The 21,469-nt window shown below is 52.5% G+C and carries 7 protein-coding genes and 1 tRNA gene; 5 read left to right on the top strand and 3 right to left on the bottom strand.

Features of this window, described 5'->3' with window-relative positions; all coding sequences use genetic code 11:
• The first annotated feature begins 102 nt into the window (after positions 1-102).
• From yedF to P9J64_06435, 5 genes are all read left to right on the top strand, one after another.
• Positions 103-687, top strand: a complete 585-nt coding sequence (gene yedF, locus P9J64_06455) for a sulfurtransferase-like selenium metabolism protein YedF (GenBank protein ID MDG5467966.1) — start codon at positions 103-105, stop codon at positions 685-687.
• A gap of 5 nt (positions 688-692) precedes the next feature.
• A tRNA-Sec gene (locus tag P9J64_06450) sits at positions 693-788 on the top strand.
• A gap of 171 nt (positions 789-959) precedes the next feature.
• Entirely contained in the window at positions 960-1,286 is a 327-nt protein-coding gene (locus tag P9J64_06445) for a metalloregulator ArsR/SmtB family transcription factor (GenBank protein MDG5467965.1), read from the top strand.
• A gap of 37 nt (positions 1,287-1,323) precedes the next feature.
• A complete protein-coding gene (locus P9J64_06440; GenBank protein ID MDG5467964.1) occupies positions 1,324-2,646 on the top strand; it encodes a permease in 1,323 nt (440 codons plus the stop codon).
• Positions 2,647-2,933: 287 nt separating this feature from the next.
• The gene (locus tag P9J64_06435; GenBank protein ID MDG5467963.1) at positions 2,934-3,170 is read left to right on the top strand and encodes a thioredoxin family protein; all 237 of its coding nucleotides are present in this window, start codon (positions 2,934-2,936) and stop codon (positions 3,168-3,170) included.
• A 72-nt stretch (positions 3,171-3,242) separates the two neighbouring features.
• Here the strand turns inward: P9J64_06435 and P9J64_06430 are convergent, their stop codons facing one another.
• From P9J64_06430 to P9J64_06420, 3 genes are read right to left on the bottom strand one after another with little or no spacing between them, the layout of a single operon-like run.
• Positions 3,243-5,312, bottom strand: coding sequence for an ATP-binding cassette domain-containing protein (locus P9J64_06430; GenBank protein ID MDG5467962.1), 2,070 nt, complete (start codon positions 5,310-5,312; stop codon positions 3,243-3,245).
• 60 nt (positions 5,313-5,372) lie between these two features.
• The gene (locus P9J64_06425) at positions 5,373-6,626 is read right to left on the bottom strand and encodes a glycosyltransferase family 4 protein (protein MDG5467961.1); all 1,254 of its coding nucleotides are present in this window, start codon (positions 6,624-6,626) and stop codon (positions 5,373-5,375) included.
• 23 nt (positions 6,627-6,649) lie between these two features.
• Positions 6,650-21,469, bottom strand: a complete 14,820-nt coding sequence (locus P9J64_06420) for an Ig-like domain-containing protein (protein MDG5467960.1) — start codon at positions 21,467-21,469, stop codon at positions 6,650-6,652.

Raw genomic sequence — 21,469 nt, 5'->3', positions numbered from 1 at the left:
TCTGACAGCAAGAATGCAACAATTTAACGTGAGAAAATCTTAAATGCTCTTGTCAATATTACATAATCCAACTATTATGATGTCGCTTTGCAAGGAGGCAGAATGGAAATACTTGATTGTCGCGGGCAGCAATGCCCTCAACCGGTCGTACAGACCCGCAAGCTGATGCTGGCACAACCGGATCGTACTTTTAAAGTACTGGTTGATGATGATGTCTCCAGAGATAACGTCAAGCGACTGGCAAAGAGCCTCGGGTACACAGCGAGCGTCATTCAAGCTGAAGCGACCTTTGAGATCAGCCTGACTCCTGGCGCGGCACCTGAAAAAACCAATGTCGGCACAACCAAACCCGGACTGACAGTCATTTTTATTGCCTCCGACGAAATGGGCCGCGGCGACGCCAAACTCGGTCAGATCCTGATGAAGAACTTTATTTTCACCCTGATCGAGTCGGACACCTCACCCGATGCCATTTACTTCGTCAACAACGGCGTCAAGCTTACGGTTGGAGGCTCAGACGTGATCGAGCCCCTGGCCGAACTGGCAAGCAGAGGCGTCGACATTGCTTCGTGTGGCCTGTGCCTGGAATTTTTCAACGTGAAAGAAACCTTGGCCGTCGGCAGAATTTCCAACATGCTTGAACTGGTCAATGCCCTGGAAGGGGCTAGCAATATCATAAGACTTTAAAACACGGGAGTAGTTCGTAGCCTGGTGGCGCGCTCGGTCTTCAAAACCGATGGGGGAGGCATCCCCTCCCTGGTGGGTTCGATTCCCATCTACTCCCGCCAAACACTAAACAGCATCTGATTTTCAGGGGCTGTTTTTTTATTTAAACATCCTTAGCTTAAGATCCTCGAACCTCTCTCTCCCTTTCAAACAGACTATTGCATGAGAAGAGTATTTACTCTTGCCAACGGTTGGCTATTTGGCCATAATGCCAAACATAGTAAGGAGGCAACATGTATCAAAAGCGCAAAACTATACTCGACGCCCGCGCGAAAGTTCTCAAGGCAATGGCTCATCCAAGCAGGCTTTTCATTCTCGAAGAACTGGAGCAGGGTGAACGTTGTGTCTGCGACCTGACAGAGATGATCGGTGCTGATGTCTCGACCGTTTCCAAGCATCTTTCGGTACTTAAGCAAGCGGGGATCGTTATCGATGACAAACGCGGCAACCAGGTTTTCTACCAACTGCGAGTGCCGTGCATTCTGAACTTTTTTGATTGTGTAGAATCGGTCTTATCGGAGCAGGCAAAGGCACAGGTTGCTTGCCTGACGCCATCTTGAGGCTTTTGCCAGGCAATCTTCACCAAGGCAAAAATGCATGAACTGGAAGAATGAATGGAAACCTCTGGCGATAATCATTGCGGTCTTTGTCGCCTGCTACTACCTCCCGGTTGACTGGTTACAGCAATCACAGCGAGTGGAAAATGCCCTGTGGGAGTCTCTCCACCTGGTCAAATGGTACGCGCAGGAACATGTTTTACTCTGCCTGGTACCAGCCTTCTTCATTGCCGGTGCAGTCGGTGTCTTTGTCAGCCAGGCTGCGGTCATGAAATATCTTGGTCCCAAAGCGAACAAAGTGCTCGCTTATGGGGTCGCTTCTGTCTCCGGTGGAATCCTGGCTGTTTGCTCATGCACCATCCTGCCACTCTTCGCCGGGATCTATCGCATGGGAGCAGGACTCGGGCCTGCCAGCGCCTTTCTCTATGCCGGCCCTGCCATCAACATCCTGGCGATTGTCCTGACAGCCTCAGTACTTGGCCCGCAGATGGGTCTTGCGCGGGCAGTCGGAGCAGTGACTTTTTCAATTGTTATCGGTATCCTCATGCATTTTTTCTTTCGCAAAGAAGAGTTGGCGAAGGTCGCGGCGGCAGCCGCCATGCCGGAGCCAGAAGTCACCCGCCCCCTGTGGCAGAACGCCCTCTTCTTTGCCAGCATGGTCGGCATCCTGGTCTTTGCCAACTGGGGGCGGCCGACAGAGCCAACCGGACTCTGGCACATCATTCATGCTGCAAAATGGCCCATTACAGGGCTCTTTGCCCTGGCACTGGCGGCGATTCTGGTTGCCTGGTTCAAGGTCAACAAATGGAGAATGCTGGTTGCAGTGACCCCCGCGGTAGTGTTGGCTTTTGTTTTCCCCGAGCACCCTGCCCTGTCTTTTGTCGCAGCAACTATCGCCCTGTCGGTTCTGACCTCAACGTCAAAAAAGAATGACGGAGAAATGCAGGAATGGTTTGAAACCAGCTGGGATTTTGCTAAAAAAATTCTGCCCCTGCTGTTCTGGGGAGTCCTCATCGCCGGCGCGCTGCTCGGTCGCCCTGATCAGGAAGGATTGATTCCATCAAGCTGGATTGCAAGTCTGGTTGGCGGCAACTCGCTGTGGGCCAACCTGTTCGCCTCAGTGGTCGGGGCCTTCATGTACTTTGCCACTTTAACGGAAGTGCCGATCCTGCAAGGGTTGATCGGCGCAGGCATGGGCAAGGGCCCGGCGCTGGCGCTGCTTCTGGCTGGACCGGCCTTAAGCCTACCGAACATGTTGGTGATCCGTTCGGTGATGGGAACCAAAAAGACAGCCGTTTTTGTTCTGTTGGTGATTGTCATGGCGACAATCTCGGGTTTAATCTACGGCTTTATTCCTGATTGAAATGAACGACCTCACAGCAAACTATGAGGTATCAACAGTCTGTACCTTTTGTTGTCAATACAATCGGAAACTATTTTTAGCCGCGATCAGAATTTATGAAAATCTGTACAAGCTAAGAAGAGAGGCTCTAGGTTTCGTTCTAACCATAGACCTTAATAGACCTTCATCGCGGCTAATCAAAAGGTTGTCTCTTTAAGGTTAAACAACGCAGAAAGCTGCTGGGAATAAGCCCCTCAAAAAAAATGATTTGATCAAAGATCGAAACCAGAGAATTAAGGAGAAAAGAGATGTTGAAAATTCAGATCCTCGGCACCGGATGCACCAAGTGCAACAACCTCGCTGATAACGCCAGAGAAGCAGCCGTGACTCTCGGCGAAGCCGTTGAAATTGAAAAGGTTACGGACCTGAATGAGATCATGACCTTTGGTTGCATGACGACACCAGGACTGGCCATCAACGGTCAATTGGTTTCTCAGGGGAAACTGCTCAAGCCAGAGCAGATTGTGAAATTGATCAACGTATAGATATCGAAGAGAGTAGATCCGGGGCCTTCAATGCAACCCCCTGTTTGAGTTAAATACCGGGGAAAGAAGGATCTATGAAATTTTTAACAGCTTTTCACGCGGGCCATCCGCAACCACACGGCCACCGTCAAGAGCAATAATACGCTGGACTGTCGCCAGCATGATCGGGCTGTGTGTTGTCATGATCAGTACGTCGGAACTGCCCACAAGCTTCGGCAGACGTTCGGCCAGCATCCGCTCACTTTCAGGATCCAGCCCAAGGGTCGGCTCATCCAGAAGCAGGATGCGACTCGGCTGGGCAAACACCCGCGCCAGCGCCACCTTCTGCCGTTGACCGCCGGAGAGGTTATTGCCACGTTCAGCTAACTGCATCCCCAAAGACATACGCCCGCTTTTAAATTCACTTTCCAAACCGGAAGCCCAGATCGCCTCGGTAAAACGTTCTGTATCCTTACACCCGGAAATTCGCAAATTATCTTCAAGGGTTCCGGCAAAGACAGCTGGGTCCTGTGCCTTATAGGCCAGCCATTTAACCCGATCAAAACGCGAGATGTCGTCCAGAGCCAGACCGTCGATCAGGATCTGCCCCGTATCCGGACGAGAGAGTCCGGCAAGGCAGCGGAGAAGGGTTGACTTACCGGCCCCAGGTTTCCCCAACAAGGCAATCCTCTCACCTGGAGTAACGGCGAACGATACGGTCTCGAGTGCAGGGGGACGATCCTCATAATGCTTACCGATCCCCAGTACTGAGATATGGCAGGAGATATCCGGCCGGGGAGTGCATTCACGTTCTTCAACCTCTTCCAGGCTGGTATCCATGCTCGCCGCGGCACGTTTGAAATCCTGCCATTTCCCCGTAACAGCATACAAAGAAGCGACCAGCGCCATAGCACGCCCCGCCAACAGGTTACAGGCTATCAGCTGGCCAATGCTCAACAGCTGAGCGTTAATCAGGTAGACCCCCGTGGTTAAGATAACGACGGTCGTAACCGTTTGCATCGCCGCAGAGAGCATGCCCATCTGGTGTATCGCCAAACGTTTTTTTGTATCGAAATTCGCTGACTGTTCCGCCAGGCCACGCCAGCCACGCAGGAAGACACCCGCTCCGGGAGCAGTGCGGACGACATCGAGGCATCCCAGGGTTTCTCCCATAAACGACAGCTTAACGGTATTTTTCTGTTCGGCTTCTTTGGACAGGTTCTTTTGCCGGGAGTACAGGATAAAACCCGTTCCTGAAAAGATAATCACCAGCACTGTGGCAGCGACCATCAGCGGCCAGGCGATGAATCCAATCACGCCGAGGTAAAGCAGAAGGAAGGGGATATCGGCAATCGACAGCAGGTAGCTGGAAGAGACAAAATCACGTGACAGGGTCAGGTCACGATAGTTGGACAGAAAACGGGGGAAACCACCCGGAGGCAGGTCAACCTGGGCGACCAGTTTGGACCAGAGGCGTTCATCGCTGCGCAGGGTCTGGTCGACACTGATGCGTTCCGTGGTCCAGCTTCGCACCAAACGCATTCCGGCATCGGTCAGCAGGTAAAGCCCCATGCCGAAGACCAGCGCCCACAAGGTCTCAAACAGCCCGTTCTGGGCAATTTTGTCATAGATCAGAAGTGCGAAAACAGGCAGCAGCAACTGGCCGGAGTTGATAAAAACACTGGCGATACCGACTTCTGCCCAGGCCGCTCGGAGTTCGGGCCATAAGGCCGCCAGAGAGGCAAATCCGCTGGACTTATCAATAGCCTGCGGTATGTTCAGGATGACGGCCTCAACCTCATTTGTACCGTCAAGGGACACTTCTACTGACGAGGGCGTTCCATCTGCAGTCAGGTACTGCCAACGCTGCTCCATGCGATGCAGCAGCAAAAAATCGCTTTCGGCATCGCGCAGCAGAACGAGATCCCCGGCGAGGTTCAATGCATCTTGCAGTGCTCCGTTAAAACGTCTGGCAGAGAGACCTAATCGCTCAAGCCGTACAATTTCAGCGGGCCAATCTTCCGAAGAGACAAGCCGAAGGCAACCCTTTTTCAGCTGTGCTGCGGCGGCAGGGTCGAGAGCACACAGCGATGACACGGCGGCCAAGACTGCTTGCCCGCTCAGCCCCGCACCCTGATCAATGTTTTCTTCTATGTGAGGCAAGCTATCAGCCATAAAGAGGATTATTACTCTCAACAAGGAGATTAAAGAAGCAGATTATTATCATCCAGCTAAATCTTCCAGCCATCTCAGTTGCCCTGGCAAGCAAATTTTGGACAGGTCGTAGTGTTCGACCGCAAAAGTCCTGGCAGCAGCTCCAAGCCGTAGACGTTCATCAGGTTTTTGGCAGAGTTCAATGACATTTTCAGCCAAGCCATCAACATCGAAAAAGTCCACCAATCTGCCCGTTTCATTGTGATGAACCGCCTCTCGAACCGGGGCGGTATCACTTGCCACGATGGAGCACCCTGTGCTCATGGCTTCTAACAGACTCCAACTCAACACAAAGGGGTAAGTCAAGTAAACATGCACGGTCGATAGTTGCAAAAGATCAAGATACTGCCGGTAAGGAAGTTTACCAAGAAAATGCACTCTGCTTAAATCGAGTTCAGGACTGACTTCATCCAGAAAAATTTGCTTCCAACTTTTTCCTTTAGACTTAGAAACACCCGATTGTTCGGGTTTCTGTCCGTAACTTGTGTCATCTCCGCCAACGATCAAGACGCGCGCACGGGGCCTTTCTTGCAGGATTTTCGGCAGTGCCCGCATAAAGATATGGTAACCACGATAAGGCTCCAGGTTACGATTGACAAAAGTGATGATTTCATCATTTTTGGTCAACGTGAAGTCGTCCCCTCCCCTGGTTTTAAGTTGCAAAGTGGAATTGGGGTCAGGACGTACAGAGTTGGTATCAATCCCATCATGGACCACGCTGATTCTATTGCGGAACGGCTCTGGAAAGGTGGAACGCTGCCAGTGTGTGGGAGAAAGACCTGCCTTTACCTCTGCCATCTGCAAGGCATAAAAAGCATTCTTCAGGCGAATGCGGCAAGGATCATCGTTTTCACCTCTGGAAAACTCCGGGTCAAAATTAACGTCTCCACCCTCGGCCTGGTAGTAGTATTCGCAATAAATCCCAAGTTTGGCGTTCGGCCAGACATCTTTCAAGAACAAGCTCTCGCCCCAACCAGGATGAGCAACGATGACATCCGGGTTAAATCCTGACTGCTTCAGTCTTTTAGCCGCTCGGCAGGCCGCCTCGCCGCGGATAACCTTGGTTTCCAGGTCCGAGACCCAGGGGTGTATTTTTGGCGTCGTGCCTCTTTCTGGAGAGTAACTCACCATTTCGACACCCGGCAGCCTGGGTGCAGAATTGATGTGTAAAGCCACGACCCGGTTGTTTGGGTCGGCCGCCACGTGTGGTGCCAGGTGTTTGAACTGACCCGGGAAATTTTGATGGGCAAAAAGGACGTTCATGCTCTCCTGGCGGATCGAAGCCTTTACACGGCGGCATGCCATTCAATCGTAGCTAGAGGATTCGAATCTGTGTCAGTAATTGTATACGTTGTAACGGCATCCGGGTTAGGAAGAGTGGCATCTGGGGTACAGATCTCCCCCGGGCCAAAGGCAGTGAGATCGAGTTCATCGCCGTTATCTGCCTTAACGATCAACTTCGATGTAACACCGTCGTCCACCATGTTTTGTACATCCTGACCGGTAATCGCAATCAGAGTATTGGCACCATCACCTCTGATATCGAGAATTTCAAGATCAACCAGTCGCCCATCCGCCCCGGCAATCTCAGTAAAATCGTACGCAACGACATTCTCATGAACCAGGTCATGCAGCACCAGAGTGTCACCGTCGACCTCGCTCCCACTCCCACCGTCAACAAGGCCTGGCACGTTAGCCGGGACAGCAGAGACATGCAAGATGTCATCGCCAGCGCCGCCGTGGAGGGTGTCGTTACCAGCGCCGCCATCGATGGTGTCGTTGCCAGCGCCGCCGTCGATCCAGTTACTAAAATCATCACCGGTCAAATCGTCATTAAAACTCGAGCCTTGTAAGCCTTCGAAGTTATTCAGGGTATCTGAACCGGCGGAGCCGGTGTCCTGAATACCAGAGATCGAAAGGTCAACGATAACGTCTCCCGAAGCGTGGGCATAGCTCGCTATGTCAAGTCCGTCAGTATTCAAGCCGCCGTCCATATTATCAGCTCCATCACCGCCTTCGATGACGTTCGCTAAAGAGTTGCCCTTAATGGTGTCTCCTTTTGATGTACCAATGATATTTTCTATACTAGAAAAGGTGTCTCCTATAGCCTCACCATCAGGGGTAATTCCACCAGAAAGCGAAACAACCACACCTGAGGCACTATTTTCATAGGTGACTGTATCAATACCGCCACCACCCACAAATTCATCGGCACCGGCTCCACCATCCAAAACATCATTACCCAAACCGCCAATCAAGATGTCGTCCCCAAGTCCCCCTACCAGAGTGTCATTGCCTAATCCGCCATCGAGTATGTCGTTGCCGCCAAGTCCGCTTAAGAGGTTGTTTTCACCATCACCGGTGAGAATATCACCTGCAAAATTGTTAGTCCCAACCAAGTTCTCGATACTATCGAAAGTATCGCCATCGGCGTGTCCACCAGAAGCGCTACCGTCAAGCAGAGAAACATTGACAGCGACCGTTGAAGCAGAATAATCAGCAGTGTCGTTGCCAGCGCCACCTTCTAATCTATCTCCTCCCCAGCCCCCAACAAGAGTATCATCAGCAGCTCCTCCGTATAAATAGTCATTACCAGAACCACCATCCAACCTGTCGCCATCCTCCTCCCCATAAAGGATATCGGCGTCAATACCACCACTTAGGAAATCGCTTCCGGTACCCCCATAAAGTAAATCATTCCCACTTTGGCCGCTAAGGGTGTCATTGCCATCCTCGCCGTAAAGAGTATCATTTCCGGCACCACCATCAAGGTTATCCGCACCAGCTCCAGCCCGCAGGCTATCATTGTCATTGCCCCCGTACAAATAGTCCTTGTCCACGCCACCAATAATGGTGTCATCGCCATTCTCGCCGTAAAGTCTGGTGTACTCCCCAGCACCACCATCCAGGTAATCTTCTCCGTCGCCGCCATAAATCCAGTCGTAGCCATCTTCACCGTAAAGGGTGTCATTGCCCAAGCCGCCATACAAGGAGTCATTGCCCAAACCGCCAGAAAGGATGTTGGGGTCATCATTACCAGTCAGTTTGTCATAGTGATTGGAGCCAATCAGGTTCTCTACTCTGTCTAATCTATCATCTTGAGCATGGCCACCGGTCGCAGTGTTGTCTATCAGTGAAATGGTGACCGCAGCATTTGACAATGTATAGTCGGCCGTGTCTTCGCCTTCGCCACCCACTAAAGAATCGCCACCAGCACCGCCCTCGAGTGTGTCGTTGCCTAAGCCACCGATGAGGGTGTTCTGACTGCTATTACCAACAAGCGTGTCGTTGTAAGCAGAACCAATCAGATTCACTATACTGCTGTAGCTATCGTTCTCGGCCTCGCCAGTGTTGATTAGAGAATTGGCAAGGGAAGCGGTAACACCCACGCCAGCGCCGGCATCAGCAGCGCCAGCATAGCTCGCATAATCGTTGCCACCACCGCCCACGAGGCTGTCACCCCCTTCTCCACCGACGAGGGTATCGCTACCAGCCATACCCACCAGGGTGTCGTCACCGGAACCGCCTGCGAGAAGGTTATCTTCACCATTCCCTGTCAGAGAGTCTTTTCCGGAACCACCGATGAGGTTTTCGATGCTGCTGTACTTATCTGTACCGATAGCAGTACCAATACCGGTATTGCTTGTGAGTGAGGCATCGACACCGCTGCCATCGTCCGCATAGCTGACCGTATCGTTGCCATCGCTGCCCCCAGAAAGGAGGTTGTCGCTGGAACTGCCAATCAGAGTATCATCGCCGGAACCACCAATCAGGTTTTCAATGCCGTTGTAAGAGTCATTTGCGGCATCACCTGCGGTGCCATTGCCGGCATACAGAGAGGCCTCAATTCCATCCGTTGAGTTGACATAACTTACGGTGTCGTTGCCAGCATCAACAACACCAATCCCACCGTTGAAGGTGTCAGCGCCCACACCACCGATCATGGTGTCGTTACCGTCACCCCCATGAAGAATGTTGATGTCAGCCCCACCATCGAGGAAGTCATCACCCGCACCGCCAAACAGTTCATCATTGCCTGCTTCGCCGTAGAGGGTATCATTACCGGCCATCCCGTAGAGGGTATCATTGCCGATCCCGCCATAAACGATATCATTCCCGGCACCGGCATACACCTCGTCACTACCCTCACCCGCTTCGATCTGCACCCCCAGGCCCTCACGGGGTAGGACCATCATGTAGCCCTTAGTGAGGTCGTCGGCATCGATCGGCACGGTAAAACTGTCTTCATCAGTAGCATCGCGCCAGGTGAAGTACAGGTCATCTTCGGCCGGCACGCCGTCGCCGTCGACCTTGACATGCGCCGAGAAGAAGTCCACTGACGGAAGCACACTGTCGACAGAATACACAATCTTGATATCAAGATCGTCATCAGAAGAGAGCGGGTTATCTGGGGTAATTGTAAATGTATCACCTGTCCGTTGAACGTCCGCGTTAGCCACCTCCAGGCCAAAGCCGGGGACACCCGCAATCGCGGCGTCAAACTGTAAGGTAATCAACGTAACCGCAGTAAAGACGCTGAAATCGAGGTGCAGGCGTTTAGCCCACTTGGTTTCATCTGCGCTGAAGGCGCTGTTATGATTAATGGTGTCATCCCCATCGGAGCCAACCAGTGTTTCCAGATAGGCCTGGCCCGCAGGGGAGGAGTCGACGTCTCCTTCCGGAGCCCCGGGGAAAGGTGTACCGTCGAGGTCAACCTTGAAAGCTGAGCCTGTATAAAGCGTCGAAGTAAAAAACGGTGTCGTGAGATCTGTCTTGTAAGACCAGTCGAAAACCGGCGAGGTACCGACATTGCCCGCAGCGTCTGTTGTGGTGACAGTGGCACTAATGACATTATCGGTACCGGGATCACCATCAAAATCGGCAACAAGATCTGCCGTTAGCACATCGATACTGAAATGCTCATCGAAAGAAGGATCGAGAAGAGGACCAAATACATAATCAGAAGGCGTACCATTAATATTCAGGGTGACGGTATAGCCTGTCGCAATATCATCGCCACCAACAGTACCGGTGATCGTGGTGTACTCGTTGAGAGACTCCAGGTAATCAAGCGTATTGTCACCTGCGACAGGATCGATCTTTTCTATGAACGGTTTCGGGCTCGTGGTGTCGACTTCAAAAGACGGCCCCACCGTGTAATCGTAAAGCACCTGTTCGTTACCTGCCGCATCCAACGCACCGGTGACACCGACCTTGATGTTTGACAGTTCAACATTTTCATCAGAGACAGTGTAGGTTGCCGTGTAGGTCTTTCCTGTACCATTCCAGCCACTATTATCGCTGTTGAACGTTAATCCGAGGCTGATAACGGGGTCGTTGATAACCACGCCAGCCCCATCTAAGAAAGACAGCGTCGGAGGAGTGTTGACATCCATCGCTTCATCGAAAGTTACTTTGACGGTGAATGACGTTATCGAAGCTGCATCAGCCTCGTTGATCAAAGTATCACTGACGGTAATGCCAAAGGGAGTGGCAACACTCGGGTTGATCCGGTCGACAGGTAGCGTGCTGGAATTATCCACCAAGGCCAAGCTATTGCCATTAAGGTCGACAACCGTTTCCTCGACTGTGACCACCAGAGGGTCATCACTATTATTTGAAGCGGTCACCTGGAAGGAGGCGATTTGTCCATCGAAGGCAAAACTGCCATCCACCAAGGCTCCCCCCGAAATGGCCAAGTCACCTTGGGCAAAAACGGCTTCCTCGCTAAACTCCAGATTGTAGGTCACAGTTGGGTCGTCATCGGAAACAATACTGTCGTGACCGCTTGTTGTGATCTTCACCGTCGGGTTTTCGGTTTCGACAGCAAATTGAGGACCACTCGTATAATCGTAATTCTGTTGTGGGTTCCCTGCAGCATCGAGGGCGTCAGTTACGCCGATCTGAATATTCGAGAGGTCAACATTTTCATCGGACACACTGTAGATTGCCGTGTAGGTCTTTTTGTCAGTAAGGTCCCAGCCACTAGTGATGGTGTTGAGTGTCAATCCGAGGGTGGCGGCGGGGTCGGTAATGGTCACGCCAGCCCCATCGATGAAGGACAGCGTTGGAGGAGTGTTGGTATCCATTGTTTCATCAAAGGTGACTGTGACCGTGAATGTCTCCAACGTACCGGTCTCTGAATCAACGATCAAATCATCGCTGACAGTAACTCCATCAATCTCGACACTTGGAAGTCGGGTATCAATGTTGAAGCTATCGGTGGGGAGATCACCTAGATTGGTGTTCAGTAAAGCATCGTAGACACTACCGTCTTTCAAAGTAATGGTGTTGCCGGTAACTTCGACACCAGCATAGGGTGTAAAAGTCGCCGTATAAAAGCGCCCGGTACCACCCGCATCAACGGGATCCGACAGCCACCCAACAGGATCGCCATTAGCGTCAAGGGTAATCGCAAGATCTGCTTTTGTGAAGTCCGTCACGGGCTCACTAAAAGTAAAGGTAACCAAGGACGTCTTCACACTGACTGAATCTAGATTTTCTTCGGCAACATCGATGATCACTGTAGGTCGCAGAGTATCAATCTCATAAACCTCCGACAAAGAATTGCCTATACCTGGGGCACCATTAGAGTCCTCCACTCCAGTGAGATCCAGTGAAATGTAGTTGGCCGCTTCTTGGATGCCTGCATCTGGAGTAAATGTGGCGGTCCAGAGACTAAGATCGAGGTCATCCTGAGTGAGGTCATCAAGTAAAAAATCACCTCGTTGAGCGGATAGATCATCAAGCGAAAAGGTGCTTGCATCGATAGGCTCGTCGAACTTTATCGTGACTATTGCTGTTTCATCAATCGCTAGCTGTGAATCACTCATCGTAATGGTGGCGTTCACCGCGGACACTGTATTATCCGAAGGATTATCGATGACGCTGAGAACGACTTTCTCTGGTGCGGACCATACACCGGTGGTCTCACCGACAGCATCAGTGGCCTCGACCAAATACTCGAAACGGAACACGCCATCGTCGTAATCATTGGCAGTTCCGTCGAAGTCAACCAATGAAATTTGACCATTAGATGAGATCGTAAAAAAACCGTCAGCGCTGGTGGTGTGATCGTAAAGACTCCCATCCCCATTAACATCGTAGCCATCAGTAAAACGGAAATCGGTGACACCTATGTCATCTGTTGCTGCAACGGTCGCAACGACTTTACCCAACCCGCCTCCTGGGTCAGACTGCCCTTCGAGGTAGATGTACGACTGGTCGAGTACAATCTCTGGTGGACCATCATCCAGGTTGATGACATTGACGGTTAAACTCTCCTCATGGCTCAACCCTTCAGCATCAGTGACCTCGACCTTGATTTCAAGAGTTGGATTGGTATCATAATCAATCGTGCCATCAGTCTTAACTCGCAACTCGTTCCCAACAATCTCAACCAGCGCGTTGTCAGCAAAATTGACGTCGTCAACCAACTTGTAGGTAAATGTATCGCCCGCATCCACATCGACTCCAGAAAGCACACTGATCAGGGTTCCAGCATCAGCCTTATCATTTACAACAGTACCAAGCATTTCAATTGCCGTCGGAGCATCGTTGCGCCCTTCGACTGTGATGGTCAAAGTGCTGGAACTGGAGAGTCCTCCTGCATCAACAACAGTGTAGCTAAATTCTTCAGAGACAGTTTCTCCGGCGACGCGCAGCGCTTGAACATCAGCATTGTTTTCATCGACCACATAGGTATAGCTGCCATCAGCACTCAAGGTGAGCGTGCCGTAAGTTCCGACTACCGCTTTGTCCACATTTGAGGAATCGCCGCTGACGGCCGACACGGCTTTAGTCTCGCCATTGAGCTCACTATCAACATCGGTGTCATTCGTGAGAACATTACCGGTGGCATTGCTGCCCAGAGTGCCATTATCTACCCCACCAGCCTCTTCTGCACTCCCCGTATCGGCGACAGCCACCGGCGCATCGTTGCTACCTTTGACCGTGATGGTTAAGGTACTGGAACTGGTCGAACCTTGACCATCGGCCATCGTATAGGCAAAGGACTCGGAGACGGTTTGCCCGGATATGCGAAGTTCCTGAACAGTGGAATTGCTTTCGTCAACCACATAGGTGTAGCTGCCGTTTGCGTTCAGGGTCAGCGTGCCGTAGGTTCCAATAACATCCACGCCCACATTTGCGGTATCGCCAGATACTGCCAACACGGCCTTGGTTTCACCACCGGCAGCACTGTCAACATCCTGATCGTTCGTGAGCACATTCCCAGTGGCATTGCTGCCCGTAATGTCGTTGTCTACACCACCTGCCTCGACCGCATTGGCAGTATCGGCTACAGCTACCGGTGCGTCATTGGTGCCGGTAATCGTCACCTTCACAATTTGGTTGACCGGCTCTCCATTGTTGTCCTTAATGGTCACGGTGTAACTCTGGACCAACTCCTGATCTGCCGCCAAATACTCGACCAGAGTCGGATCGATTTTGAAATCCCAGCCCACAGTTCGGGCGTCGGTGTCTACTGCTGCGTCAAGCGTGAAGACACCCAAATAGCCAGTCACGTCCGAAGTAATAGTGGCAGTGTGTGTGTCAGTCAGGTCAACGTCGGCGTAAGAGATCGTGCCGCTATCGGTCAGATCGGAAGGATCAACAACCGGCCCATCCGTCTCCGTAATAGCACCTGCAGCATCGGTCGCTACCACATCGATCGTCGGCACATCGTTCGTACCGGTGATCTCTACGACAAAGTTCTGAGTGTCCGTGTCGCCATCGCCATCATCCACTTCGGCGGTGTAGGTCAAGGTAACAATCTCACCATCGGCCAAGTAGTCAAATGCCGTCGAACCTGCCTCAAAAGTCAGAGTCAGGCTGCCAGCATCACTTCCCTCTGCCTTCGTCACGGTGCCGACGCTGATCAGGTCAATCAGGGCCGCTTTATCTAGAGTCAGGCCGGTGAACACTCCGCTATAGGTTACGTCTGTGATACTGGCGCTGTGATCCACATCGGCAAGATCAATGTCCGTAAAGGTGACATCAATCTCACTGGTCAAAACATCCGTATCAGTCTGCTCCGACACGTCTGTCTTCGTGATCGCATTGATCACAGGCGCATCGTTGGTTCCGGTGACCGTGATCGTCACAATCTGATCGACCGGTTCGTCATGCTGATCCTTGATGGTTACGGTGTAACTCTGGACCAACTCCTGATCTGCTGCCAAATACTCGACCAGAGTCGGATCGATTTTGAAATCCCAGCCCACAGTCCGGGCGTCGGTGTCTACTGCTGCGTCAAGCGTGAAGGCACCCAAATAGCCAGTCACGTCCGAAGTAATAGTGGCAGTGTGTGTGTCAGTCAGGTCAACGTCGGCGTAAGAGATCGTGCCGCTATCGGTCAGATCGGAAGGATCAACAACCGGCCCATCCGTCTCCGTAATGGCACCTGCAGCGTCGGTCGCTACCACATCGATCGTCGGCGCATCATTCGTACCCGTAATCGTCACCTCGACCGTTCGTTCGACAGCACCACCACGGTCGTCAAGAACATAAAAAGAGAAAGTTTCAACTTTTGTTTCGTCCAGAGCCAGATACTCTACAGCCAAAGCGTCTACGTAATATGTCCAGGTCACTACGCCACCAATACCGGTACCAGTGGTATCAGTGGTAACGTTAGCAGCAAAGTTGCCCAAAGCGTCTTCTGACGCGGTCACAGAGCTGACACTGTGAATATCCATCACATCTACATCACTGAAGCCAATCGTGCCGCTGTTGGTCAGATTGCCATCTGGGACAATCATCTCAGTAACTTCGCCGGTTACGTCGACGACATCGACCACAGGCGGATTGTTAATGCCATCGCTGGTGCCAGTGATAGTTATAGTAACCGTCTGGGGAACGCTCCCACCTTGCCCGTCGATTACATCAAAACTAAAAGTTTCGGAATGCAATTGGCCGTCGCCAAGAAATTCTACGGCAGAAGCTTCCACTGTATAAAGCCAGGTAATCTCGCCACCCAAACCAGAGGTGTTGTCAGTTCCGGCGGTCACACTCGCGGTCAGAGTGCCAAGAGTTAATTGCGTTAAAGGCGAGGACACTAAACCAATGCTATGGATATCGTTTAAATCCACATCGCTAAAGGTGATGGTATCAGAGGCAGTAAGATTACCGACTGGAGTGCCCATCTCGAGAATATCACCCGTGACATTTGCAACATCAATGACCGGCTCATCGTTGGTCCCGGTTATGGTAACTTCAACAGTCCTACTGACACTTCCACCTTGTCCATCCAACACATCAAAGCTGAAAGTTTCAACCTTGATTTCGCGAGCAGCCAAGAATTCCACATCAGAAGCCGCAACCGTGTAGCCCCAGTTGATCACGCCGCCGTTGCCGGTACCGTCCGTTTGGATAACGTTGACACTAAGAGAGCCCAAAGCCCCCGCTGAGGAGGTTACCAAGCTAACACTATGACTATCAGACAGATCAACATCGCTAAAGGAGATCGTGCCGCTATCAGTCAGGTTTCCAGACGGGACGATCATCTCTGTGACAGCGCCAGTTACATCAATATCAGCAACCACCGGTGCATCGTTAACTGGTGTAATTTCCAATGTCGCACTGCCATTCACGCTCTTCGGATCAGGCGCCCCATTGGTCGTGCCGTTATCAGTGATGGTGTAGCTGAAGCTTACGCTGGTGTCGTCATTGGCGGCCGGTGTGTAGTTCCATGTGCCACCGCCGATATCGATCAAAGTACCGCTGCCTGAAGTGATCCCCAAGTTGCTCACGGTATGACTGTTATCATCAACATCGCTGACATTCGCCAACAGTTCCGCTTGAGTGATAACAAGAACCCCGCTGTCTTCTGCAATCGGATCAAGCGTAATGGGTGTCGTTGTCGGCGCGTCGTTCACCGGAGTAATATCCAGAGTAGCGCTGCCAACGACCGAATCGATGCCGTCGCTAATATCGTAGCTGAAGCTGACATTGGTGTCGTCGTCAGCCGCCGGAGTGTAGTTCCAGGTACCATCGCCGTTATCATTCAGGCTGCCATTCCCGGAGCTGATGACAAGGTTGTTGATCGTCAGGCTACCGCTAGCACTATCGACATCGTTGGCGTTGGCCAGGAGCTCTCCCGTGGTGATCAGCCGGACACCATCCTCGGCAATTGGCGCCAGGGCGACCGAACTTGTTGTCGGTGCGTCGTTGCTCCCGGTCACGGTCACGGTGACGGTCTGAAGCGCACTGGGCTCTCCAAGGTTGTCAGTGGCAGTATACGTGAAAGTAACGTCGCGGCTGGCGCCATCCGCCAGATCGTCGAAGTCGGTTCCGGGGGTGAAGGTGTAGCTGCCGTCCGAGCTGAAAGCCAAAGAGCCTTCGGTAACCGTATCGACCAGCTGATAATCTGTGATAGTGCCGTCAACATCTGTTGCTACAGGCACATTGCTGTTCAAGACGGTGTTCTCTTCCGTTGTCTGAGCATCAGGTGTCACCACCGGAGCGTCGTTCGTCCCGTTCACTGTGAGGGTGACGGTCTGAATCGCGCTGGTCGCACCCGAGTTGTCGGTAGCGGTGTAGGTGAAAGTGACATCACGGCTAGCTCCAGCGGCCAGATCGTCGAAGTCGGTTCCAGGGTTAAAAGTGTAGCTGCCGTCCGGGCTGAAGGCCAGGGAGCCCTCGGCAACCGTATCGACCAGCTGATAGCGGTCGATGGTGCCGTCAACATCTGTTGCTACAGGCACATTGCTACTCAAGACAGTATTCTCTTCCGTTGACTGAGCATCAGGTGTCGCCACCGGTGCGTCATTCACAGGTGTGATGTCTAGAGTTGCACTGCCAACGACCGAATCGATGCCGTCGCTAATATCGTAGCTGAAGCTGACATTGGTGTCGTCGTCAGCCGCCGGAGTGTAGTTCCAGGTACCATCGCCGTTATCATTCAGGCTGCCATTCCCGGAGCTGATGACAAGGTTGTTGATCGTCAGGCTACCGCTAGCACTATCGACATCGTTGGCGTTGGCCAGGAGCTCTCCCGTGGTGATCAGCCGGACACCATCCTCGGCAATTGGCGCCAGGGCGACCGAACTTGTTGTCGGTGCGTCGTTGCTCCCGGTCACGGTCACGGTGACGGTCTGAAGCGCACTGGGCTCTCCAAGGTTGTCAGTGGCAGTATACGTGAAAGTAACGTCGCGGCTGGCGCCATCCGCCAGATCGTCGAAGTCGGTTCCGGGGGTGAAGGTGTAGCTGCCGTCCGAGCTGAAAGCCAAAGAGCCTTCGGTAACCGTATCGACCAGCTGATAATCTGTGATAGTGCCGTCAACATCTGTTGCTACAGGCACATTGCTGTTCAAGACGGTGTTCTCTTCCGTTGTCTGAGCATCCGGAGTCGCCACCGGCGCGTCGTTCGTCCCCGTGACCGTGATGGTCACTGTCTGGATCGCGCTGGTCGCACCCGAGTTATCGGTGGCGGTGTAAGTGAAAGTGACGTTACGGCTAACTCCAGCGGCCAGATCGTCGAAGTCGGTTCCGGGGTTGAAGGTGTAGCTGCCGTCTGGACTGAAAGTCAGGGAGCCCTCAGCAGCCGTATCGACCAGCTGATAGCGGTCGATGGTACCATCAACATCTGTTGCTGTAGGAACATTGCTGCTCAAGACGGTGTTCTCTTCCGTTGTCTGAGCATCAGCAGTCGCCACCGGCGCGTCGTTCGTCCCCGTGACCGTGATGGTCACCGTCTGGGCGTCGCTGACTTCTCCAAAATCGTCGGTAGCCGTGTAGGTAAACGTTACATCGCGACTGTCCCCGTCCGCCAGGTTGTCGAAGGCGGTTTCCGGATCGAAACTGTAACTGCCATCTGCGTTGAAGGTCAGCGTGCCTTCAGCAACGTCACCGACCAGCTGATAACTGGCAATGGTGCCGTCAACATCTGTCGCTGTAGGAACATTACTGCTCAAGACGGTGTTCTCTTCCGTTGTCTGAGCATCAGCAGTCGCCACCGGCGCGTCGTTCTTCCCCGTGACTGTGATGGTCACCGTCTGGGCGTCGCTGACGTCTCCAAAATCGTCGGTGGCCGTGTAAGTAAACGTTACATCGCGACTGTCCCCGTCCGCCAGGTTGTCGAAGGCGGTTTCCGGATCGAAACTGTAACTGCCATCTGCGTTGAAGGTCAGCGTGCCTTCAGAAACGTCACCGACCAGTTGATAACTGGCAATGGTGTCGTCAACATCTGTCGCTGTAGGAACATTGCTGCTCAAGACGGTGTTCTCTTCCGTTGTCTGAGCATCAGCAGTCGCCACCGGCGCGTCGTTCACAGGAGTGATGTCGAAGGTGATGACGTTGGCGCTCGGATCGAGATTGATGCCGCCATTAGCCGTGCCGCCGTCATCCTGCACCTTGAAGGTAAAGCTCGCGTAGCCGTTACCATTATCATCAGCCGTTGGCTGGTAAACCAGATTATGAATGTCTGCGGCGGCAATGAGATCACCGGCATTAACGTCTATGCCATTCAGCGTCAGTGTGCCAGCGCCAGGCACCGTGGTGATCTCCACTGCTGCCAGGTTGTTTTCCAGAAGGTCGCTTGGGTCAGTAAAGCCGAAGTCACTGGCCGCGAAGGAGTGACTGCCGTCTTCCAGCATCGTGATGGTTTTGTCTGTACCGGCCGGTGCCTCGTTCACATTGGTAACGAAGAGAGTGACATCTTCGACAATTGACGGGTTATTAGCTGCGTCGTAGGCCCGAACACCGAGGATGAAACTATCAACTCCGTCATCAAAGTCGTTAGTTGTAGCAGCAACGCCATCCCCGGTGATCTTAATCTGGCCATCAGCGTCAATGGAGAAATATCCATTGTCATTGCCGGTGACAATCTCATACCTAACGACACCCCGGGCATCACTGGCCGCAACAGTCGCTACTACTGCGTCGGCAGCCTGGTTCTCAGCATAGCTAAAACTTTGCCCTTTTGTAACTTCTGGAGGGGTAAGATCGACACTATTAACGTCTCCGAAGACATCAAGTGTGATGGTCTTTTCAGTAGACCATTTACCCGCGGCATCTACGGCCTGGATACCAAGGTCAAAGCTGTTCGGATTGGTATCGTAGTCATTGACCGCGCTAGCCACACCGTCGGCAGTCAGAGTAATTTGACCGTTGGTATCTATGGCAAAATAGCCATTGTCGTTTCCGCTGGAAATTCGATAGGCGACAACACCAACATCATCGGTTGCCGCCACGGTGGCGACCACGTCACCTTCAGACCGATCCTCTGCGTAGTTGAAAATCTGGTCAGAGGCAACCTCCGGGGCGGCCTCATCGACGTTAGTAACGTTAAGGATAATGTTCTCGGCAGACGACCATTTCCCGGCGGCATCGCCCGCCTCGATGACATAGTTAAAAGAATTGATATCGTTAAGGGTGATGTTTACGAATGGCGACCATGTGCCCGCCCCATCGTCAGCCTCGATGTCATAGATAGAGCTGTTAAACCCACTCTCAAAGTCGTTCTGAGCCACACCGGCGACAACTGCGTCTGATGTAATGCTGATTTGTCCTTCGGAAGAAATCGTATAGAAACCGTCAGCACTCAGATTGGTGCCGCTGGCGCTGAAACGGAAGTCGGTCACCCCGACGGCATCGGAGGCAGACACGAAGGCGACCATGTCGCCTTCAACGGGCTCAAAATCGTTCTGAGCTACACCGGCGGCAACACCGGCTGATGTAATGCTGATTTGTCCATCGGAAGAAATCGTGTAGTAACCGTCAGCACTCAGATTGGTGCCGCTGGCGCTGAAACGGAAATCGGTAACACCTATATCATCGCTGGCAGCAACAATGGCGATCACATTGCCTTCGACTTGGTTCTCAGCGTAATTGTAGCTTTGACCAACAGCGAGCTCCGGTGCGCCGAGATCATATTGTACGGTGTCAGTGCCAAGCAAGCTTGGGTTACCTGCGATATCTGGGCTGGTGATAAGTGCGGCGTCGACCACACCTTCACCATCGACCAAACCGGAACCTGCGACATCGATACTGAAAGACAGGTCTGTTTGAACCAGTCCAATAAAATCGACACCATTTACGGTCAGAGTGACCAAATCACCAACCTGGGCATCACCGCCGACGGTACCAGTGATCGCCACACTACCGCCATCATCCGCGATTGCGACGACATCGGCAGCGGCAAGACTGGCATCAAGTTCGATTGTCGGGGCAGGTGCCTTGATGTCGACACCGTAGCCCTCGGTATCTGTGCCGGGGTTAGAAGAACCGGCAGAGGTGATACTGGCGTCAATCGTGTAATCACCGTCAGCAACAAGGTCGGAACCCGCGACAACGGCGCTGAAGGTCATATCACCCTGCACCAGGCCAAAAGAGTTAATGCCATTAACCGTCAGCGTGACGACATCACCGGCCCTGGCGCCGCCGCCAGCCGTACCGGTAACCGTGACGTCACCGCCCGATTCAGCAATATTAATGATATCGTCAGCGGTAATATTTGCATCAAGGGTAACTGTCGGTTCGCTGAGATCTTCTGTTTCTTTAGCTGCCTGATAGACCGTAGGCCGAGGTGTTGTTCTCGGCACTACCGGATCAGAGGTCTCCTCAAGGAATGAACTTGGATCAGTAGCACCAGTCCCCGGCCCCTTACCGTTCAAGGCAGCACCGCTGCTTGCCGTTTCAACCGGATCAGATAAAGTGCTTTTGTCTTTTAGAGATGATTCTCTTGAAGGGGCAGGATCATAGTCATGTTTTTCTGGATCAACGTCTTCTTCCAGCGCTTGTATGACTTCAACATTTTCACTCACAACCCTTACGCTGCCGGGACCTGCAATTCGGGTAATACCGACCATTTTAAAAAGATCACCCAAGCTACTCTGATGATCATTGTCGCTGTCATCCGTCGTAAAAAAGACTGCCTGCTCGGAGTTAATAGCAGCATCAAGCGCACCATTGGGTATGATGACGAAGGTGCCATCAGAAAAGCGCAACAATAAATCGACGTCCGCTACAGAAACGGATTCGAGATTTTCTGCAGGCTGTGGAAGGGAAATGGTTCCATCCGGGGCAATAAGGGCGACCTCAACCTGCTGCCCTTGCTCGATCCCTTCAATCACGGTATTTCCTTTTTCGCCGTCAGTGCTTTTTGCCAT

This window comes from Deltaproteobacteria bacterium IMCC39524, from assembly GCA_029667085.1.
In the GTDB taxonomy this organism is placed as follows: domain Bacteria; phylum Desulfobacterota; class Desulfuromonadia; order Desulfuromonadales; family BM103; genus M0040.
The sequence above is the reverse complement of the archived record's forward strand: the minus strand, read 5'-3'. Positions and strand labels throughout refer to the sequence as shown.